General features: G+C 44.3%; 7 protein-coding genes. 6 read left to right on the top strand and 1 reads right to left on the bottom strand.

Annotated features, from left to right (window positions below):
- Positions 1 to 130: 130 nt before the first annotated feature.
- The 6 genes from DXD25_RS15645 (at position 131) to DXD25_RS15665 (ending at position 5,092) form a co-directional block, all read left to right on the top strand.
- Positions 131 to 1,294 (top strand): AAA family ATPase, encoded by a 1,164-nt coding sequence (locus tag DXD25_RS15645; RefSeq protein WP_117664309.1) that lies wholly within the window; start codon positions 131 to 133, stop codon positions 1,292 to 1,294.
- Positions 1,291 to 1,434 carry a PD-(D/E)XK nuclease domain-containing protein gene (locus DXD25_RS17575; RefSeq protein ID WP_158556362.1) on the top strand — a complete coding sequence of 48 codons (144 nt, stop codon included), beginning with the start codon at positions 1,291 to 1,293 and terminating at the stop codon, positions 1,432 to 1,434. Before DXD25_RS15645 ends, DXD25_RS17575 begins: the two co-directional genes overlap by 4 nt.
- A gap of 515 nt (positions 1,435 to 1,949) precedes the next feature.
- Positions 1,950 to 2,093: a hypothetical protein gene (locus DXD25_RS16805; RefSeq protein ID WP_153089497.1), complete on the top strand. Its 144-nt coding sequence runs from the start codon at positions 1,950 to 1,952 to the stop codon at positions 2,091 to 2,093.
- A 29-nt stretch (positions 2,094 to 2,122) separates the two neighbouring features.
- Positions 2,123 to 2,302: a DUF6169 family protein gene (locus DXD25_RS17580; RefSeq protein WP_367379920.1), complete on the top strand. Its 180-nt coding sequence runs from the start codon at positions 2,123 to 2,125 to the stop codon at positions 2,300 to 2,302.
- Positions 2,303 to 2,722: 420 nt separating this feature from the next.
- Entirely contained in the window at positions 2,723 to 4,012 is a 1,290-nt protein-coding gene (locus tag DXD25_RS15660; RefSeq protein ID WP_233522359.1) for a hypothetical protein, read from the top strand.
- An 18-nt stretch (positions 4,013 to 4,030) separates the two neighbouring features.
- Positions 4,031 to 5,092 (top strand): YncE family protein, encoded by a 1,062-nt coding sequence (locus DXD25_RS15665; protein WP_233522360.1) that lies wholly within the window; start codon positions 4,031 to 4,033, stop codon positions 5,090 to 5,092.
- A gap of 106 nt (positions 5,093 to 5,198) precedes the next feature.
- On the opposite strand, the gene DXD25_RS15670 is transcribed toward DXD25_RS15665, so the two are convergent.
- Positions 5,199 to 5,648, bottom strand: a complete 450-nt coding sequence (locus DXD25_RS15670) for a PepSY-like domain-containing protein (RefSeq protein ID WP_117664313.1) — start codon at positions 5,646 to 5,648, stop codon at positions 5,199 to 5,201.
- Positions 5,649 to 5,995: the final 347 nt, after the last annotated feature.

Here is a 5,995-nt window from a genome sequence, read left to right on the forward strand (position 1 = left end):
TAGTTCATTTTTAGCTATTCGGCTGATTTTAGCGTAATTTTATCTGAAAATAAAGACATTTTATTCCACATTATTTTGCATATACCATTTTTTTTCGTAACTTTGCCAAAAATTCAATAAAAGCAACAACATGAAATACCCTATAGGAATACAAGACTTTGAAAAAATCAGAAATGACGGTTATGTCTATCTTGACAAGACAGACTTGATTTATGATTTAGTACACAATGGGCATATATACTTTCTGAGTCGTCCAAGACGATTCGGAAAGTCATTGTTGATTTCTACCCTGGAATGCTACTTCCAAGGAAAGAAAGAACTGTTTAAAGGACTTGCCATCGATTCATTAGAAAAAGAATGGAAGCAATACCCTGTTTTCCATATAGATTTCAACGGCAAAGATTTCACACAAGCAGGCGAATTGGAAAAGACTTTGCTGACTTTTGTTGAAAAACAAGAATTGATTTACGGAAGAGACCCATTAGCCACCACCTTGGGAGACCGTTTCATGGCTGTATTGAGAATTGCCCACGAAAAGACAGGACTGGGTGCCGTAGTCTTGATTGATGAATATGACAAGCCTTTACTGGATGTTTTGGACACAGGGTTAAAGACCTTCGATTCTGAAGGCAACGAGCGATTGTTGGAAGACAGACATCGTGAAATCATGAAAGGTTTCTACAGTGTCTTCAAGGCTGCTGACAGAGATTTGAAATTCGTGCTATTGACTGGTGTCACCAAGTTTTCTCAAGTTAGTGTGTTTAGTGGTTTCAACCAGCCTAACGACATTAGTATGGACGACCACTACGAGGCACTTTGCGGAATCACGGAGGAAGAATTATACTCAACCTTCGATGAACAAATCAAGGCTATGTCCGTAAGATATAAAGTATCTGAGGATGAGATGAGATATCGACTCAAGCGCAAGTATGACGGTTATCACTTCAGTCCAAGCATGCTCGACATCTACAATCCTTTCAGCATCTTGAACTCACTGAGCAAGAAAATCCTGAGTGATTTCTGGTTCCGTACAGGTTCGCCTACTTATCTGGTCCGCTTATTAGCTCACTTCGACGAAAATCTCAATGAACTGACAGAAAAATACTATCCTACCAGCAGTTTTATAGATTACAAGGCTGATACCGAGGCTCCCCTACCGATGATCTATCAGAGTGGTTATCTCACCATTAAGGATTGGAATATGGATACCGATTCCTATCTCTTGAATTTTCCAAACGACGAGGTAAAAGCTGGTTTCGTAACCATGGTGGCAGCCAATTATCTGAAACCTTGAAACAAATCGAGGAAAAAGGATATGCCCGTGAGTATGCTACAGACAACAGAACGATTTACCAGATTGGCTGCAACTTCTCGTCTAAGACGGGAACGATTGACGATTGGAAGTCAAAAGCATCGTCCAACTCTCTCACCTGATAATGATGTAAATATAGTTCTATATTCAACTCAATCTTCTCAAACGCCCGAAAAATGGGAATTGCAGAGATGTGATATTTTCCCTTAAGGATTTTTATTTTTTTCCTTAAGGGAAAATTTATTTTTCCTTAAGGGTTTTTATTTTTATCCTTAAAGGCTTTTTTCCTTCACCCTCATACTGTTAAGATAATTTAAGCACAGACAAGTTATGTACAACGGCAGAAAGATGGCTATACGTTGGCTTTCAAAACTAGATGCTATCTCACGTGCTTTTTGCTCATTTTCCCCTGTTACAATACGGATGTATGGCGCAGCAAGATTATCTACCTTGATGTTTACCACATAATTGTGAATTGTCCTGCTTGCCGTTGAACTGCGGGCTGGGGGATTTGCTTATGTGATAGAGAGATTTATGAATGTCTATCAGGCAGTTTTCCTACTTTTTATTTGGTCGTTTCAGGAAAAAAGCGTAATTTTGCGGCGAAACTAGATGTTGAACTTTAAAATAATTAAATATGGCTCTTAAAATAAAAACTCGTGAAGAAGCAATTGCTGTATTACGTGACATGGTGAAACGTAAAAAAGAAATGGAAGCAAAGGCTCAAATAGAATTTGCCCAAGCACGCAAGGAGGCTGCAAACTGCTATGCAAGCCTTTAACTTAACTCGCCTCAATTTTCATTCACCTTATAAGATGGTTCAACGAATTCGATAAGCGAGACCGGTTTTGTGTTAAGATTTCAATTCTTAGAGATGAAGAAGTTGACAATTACATAGCCATTATTGTTCAAAAGAGTAATCCTAAATTGGATGACATTCTTCGTGATTTCGATGAATTTATCGGCTTCTTTGGTACAAAACCAGAATAATAAATCAAAGATAAACAGAAATCCCCCATCCTACTTTCTCAAGCGGGATGGGGGGTTTGCTTATGTGATAAGTAAACCTAAAAAACAAAAGCAAGTATCAACTCTTTAGGAGTTACGACAGAAGTCTATCAATATAGCCAATATCAGACTTCATTCAGTCTCAGGACACACTAATTGCTTCGAAGATATACTTTATCAATATCGCCAGGCCACCGATAGACGGACCAGTACAAGCTTAGCGTTCCAGTGCAAGCTAGACGCCCTACCCCCGCCGGGACGCCTAACGGAGGACGGGCATATCCGGCGCTACGGACTAGACGAAATATCTGCCTAAATATTTGATATTTTGAATTATTTTCAGTATCTTTGCAAGCAAATATTTTAATGATATAGTAAGTGATATAACAGTAAAAACCCAAAATGATGAAACAGAAAAAACATCGAAAGATTCCGGCTCTGGCAGCTGGTACTACGCTCGTGGCAGCGATGACCCTGATGGCTTCCTGCTCCACAGACTACGAAGACAAGATTGTGTACAACGACATCCAGCAGCCATTCCAGCAGAACTTCAAGAAAGACACCGTGGCTTTCGACAAGCTGCCGGCAGAGTTCGCCAAGCACATCCTGAATCTATCCGACCCATCAACAGAAATCGTCAACAAGGCAGACTACACCTTCCAGACCAACAACCTGATCAGCGTGAAGAAATCAGCAGTGGGCGATTCGCTCATCATCACCAGCTGGAGTGCGAAACCAGTCTCCAACGTCACCCTCGAGATGCATATTCCGGAGGCTGACGAGTATATCCCCGTGGCCTTTTTCGAAACCGTTCCTGCCTTCTCCCGCTTCTCGTTCAAGCCATCCTTTATTGGCAGAAGAAACGTATGGAAGAAGAAAAGCGGAAATTTCGTGAGCTTCCTTTGTCCATATCTCGATATGAACCAGATGAAGGCACGACTCACCAGCGATGACGAGCACTTCAAGATGCTCCAGAAGATTGATGCCCAGTGGAACTGCAGCTTCTCCAACTTCGGATGGACTCCTACCGTGGGCGAATCATACAACTTCCGCGAGATGAGACCTATCTATGCCCGAGAGTGGGTGGTGATACTCACCAACTATGCCTATATGATGACCACCCCGGAGTACAAGTACGTGTTGGCGAACTTCAAGAAGGTGATGGGAGGCGACCTCTACGACAACGAAAAGGTGCCATTCACTGCCGAAAAGTACCAGAGCGAGGTGGAGAGATTCAAGGCTAAGAAGAACTTCGTGCTCGGACAGACCTCACCTGCCTATGGCGGACTGGGCGGCGGTGCCACCTGGGGCATTACCGACTGGAACTTCTACGGGCATTATGCATCCTTCAGCGGATGGGAGTCGATCACCCACGAGTTCATGCACTGCATGGATTACGGTCACAACAGTAACATGACCTATGCGGCAAAGACTCCGGAAGGCGTGAACGTAGGTTGGACTGAGTTCATCTGGCAGCTGCACCTGTGGCTGAGCAAGAAGGGCGACCTGCCTTATACCGACCGCAACCTGCTGGGCTTCCACAAACCGGAGAATGCACAGTATCGTGACTGCGACATCATGCAGATTTTCCAGGATGATGCCGTATTGCAGAAGAATATCGATAGTTTTTACAAGAAGAGCCGACTCGTGAAGTACTTCACTGAGAACCCGCTCAAGGACAATACCAAATAACAAGGAGGAAAAAGAAAAATGAGAAAAGACGTAATGATGATCAGCGCAGGACTGATGATGCTGGCAATGGCATCCTGCGACCAGACAGAATATAGAGAGATTACAGAAGACCGAGTTGTGCCGCAGCCGGTGGATACCATCAAGGTGGCAGACCATTTCTACCTGGACGGCTATCTCTCGCGCACTTCCGAGAACATCGGTGGCAGAGATCTGAATGCCGTGAATCTCTTCAGCGATGGCGAAGAGCTGTATGTTGCCAACTTTGCCGGCAAATGCATCGATGTTTTCGATGCTGAAACACTGGAGCTGAAGCGCAGCATCAGCAATGCCGACCGCACACTGGCTAGGGATGTATATGCCGAGGGCGAGCACCTCTTCGTGGCAGCCGGCGACAGCCGAGAGGTGCAGATCTTCGACAAGAAGACGGGCAAGTATCTCAGCCGTCTGGGCACAGGCAACTGGCAGGGCAGCAATGTTTCCTGGGCTGGATGCGTGTGCGCCACCCCTCGCCTGGTATTCGTAAGAGATTCCAAGGAGATGAATATCAGGGTCTTCGACCGTGAGGCGCTGGACATGAATGCAGCCAACAACAACAATGTCTATGCCAAGCTGGCTACAGGCAGCTATTTCATCGGCAGCAAGTTTGAGCCGCAGTCTGAATCCTATGATATGGAAGCGATAGGCGATTCGCTCTACAGTTTCATCCCTCGTACAGGTACCATCTATGCCTGGAAGGTACAGGACATCATCGAGAAGAAGAACGATGCGCCAGCCAAGATTACCCAGAATGCAACAGAGAAGATCCGTTCCATCTCGAAGACCGACGACAAGGAGAAGTTCTTCGTATCGATGGAGAAGGACGGCAAGATGCAGCTGGCAGAATACACCCTGGCTGATATTCAGAAGCGAGACTTCTCTCAGCCAATCCGCAGTTTTGCGGGCGACGGCCGAGTGAGCCTGCCATCCCAGACCATCGTAACCTACCAGAAGGAGAAGCTGATCCTGACCAACGGCGCCAAGCTCGACCGCTGGGAGATCCGCAACAATCCATCCTACGAGATCCAGCCTCGGCAGAAGTAAGCGAAGCATTCTCAAAATACAGAAATCCCCCATCCTGCCTTCTCAAGCCGGATGGGGGGGGGTTGCTTAAAATATAGGATTGAATGAGTGTTAATGCCGGATAGGATTATCGGTCAATTTCAACACGGATGAATTTACCGGCACTGCTGTAATACAGGTCGTAGCCTGGGATGTCGATTTCGTAACCACCTATCTCCTTCTCTATCTTATACGGCTGCTGTGAAGGATAGCGCTTGGCAATATCCGCAGCGATAACATCAGGAATGATGCCTGATGGCAAAGCAGAGAACTTGCAGTCCACGCTCTTCCACTCTCCCTTATTGTTGAAATCTATTTTGGTTCCATCGTTCAATGTTGCCTCATATTCCCACTTTCCGTTGTCCTTCTCCTTCTCTACATAGGTATAGGTAGCAGAAGGGAAATACTGCTTTACAAACTGCTGAGCCTGTACTGGCAACTCAGTATAACCGATCTCTTTCTCATCGCTGCTGTGGCAAGCTACTGCTACCATAGCAAAAACAATCGACAGAAATGTCGCTAAAAACGTTCTCTTCATGTTGTTATAATTTAAATTTTGATGTTACTATTTTAATTATTTATCACTTATTATTATACACTAAAGCATAACCCGTATATAGTCATACAGGGGATTGTTTTATATGCTACAAATATACTAAAATTATTTCAAACTGCAAAACATTCGCCCCATATTTTAGAGTGTTTTAACGGTTTTTTCTTGCATTTCTTCCATAATAAATTTATTATAACAAACTAGAGCGGTGGTAGATTCAGAGGTTAGGTCATTTTTTGACGGCGGATTACAAATCCGCCGGGACGCCTAACGGAGGACAGAGATATCCGGCGCTAGGGAGTTTTTTATCCTAAAAAATCTTTTTAACACTA

Source organism: Prevotella sp. TF12-30 (assembly GCF_003436715.1).
Classification (GTDB): Bacteria; Bacteroidota; Bacteroidia; order Bacteroidales; family Bacteroidaceae; genus Prevotella; species Prevotella copri_A.

Coding starts and splice junctions, on each gene's coding strand:
- DXD25_RS15645 (WP_117664309.1), top strand. CDS start 131: ATGAAATACCCTATAGGAATACAAGACTTTGAAAAAATCAGAAATGAC.
- DXD25_RS15660 (WP_233522359.1), top strand. CDS start 2,723: ATGATGAAACAGAAAAAACATCGAAAGATTCCGGCTCTGGCAGCTGGT.
- DXD25_RS15670 (WP_117664313.1), bottom strand. CDS start 5,648: ATGAAGAGAACGTTTTTAGCGACATTTCTGTCGATTGTTTTTGCTATG.
- DXD25_RS16805 (WP_153089497.1), top strand. CDS start 1,950: ATGGCTCTTAAAATAAAAACTCGTGAAGAAGCAATTGCTGTATTACGT.
- DXD25_RS15665 (WP_233522360.1), top strand. CDS start 4,031: ATGAGAAAAGACGTAATGATGATCAGCGCAGGACTGATGATGCTGGCA.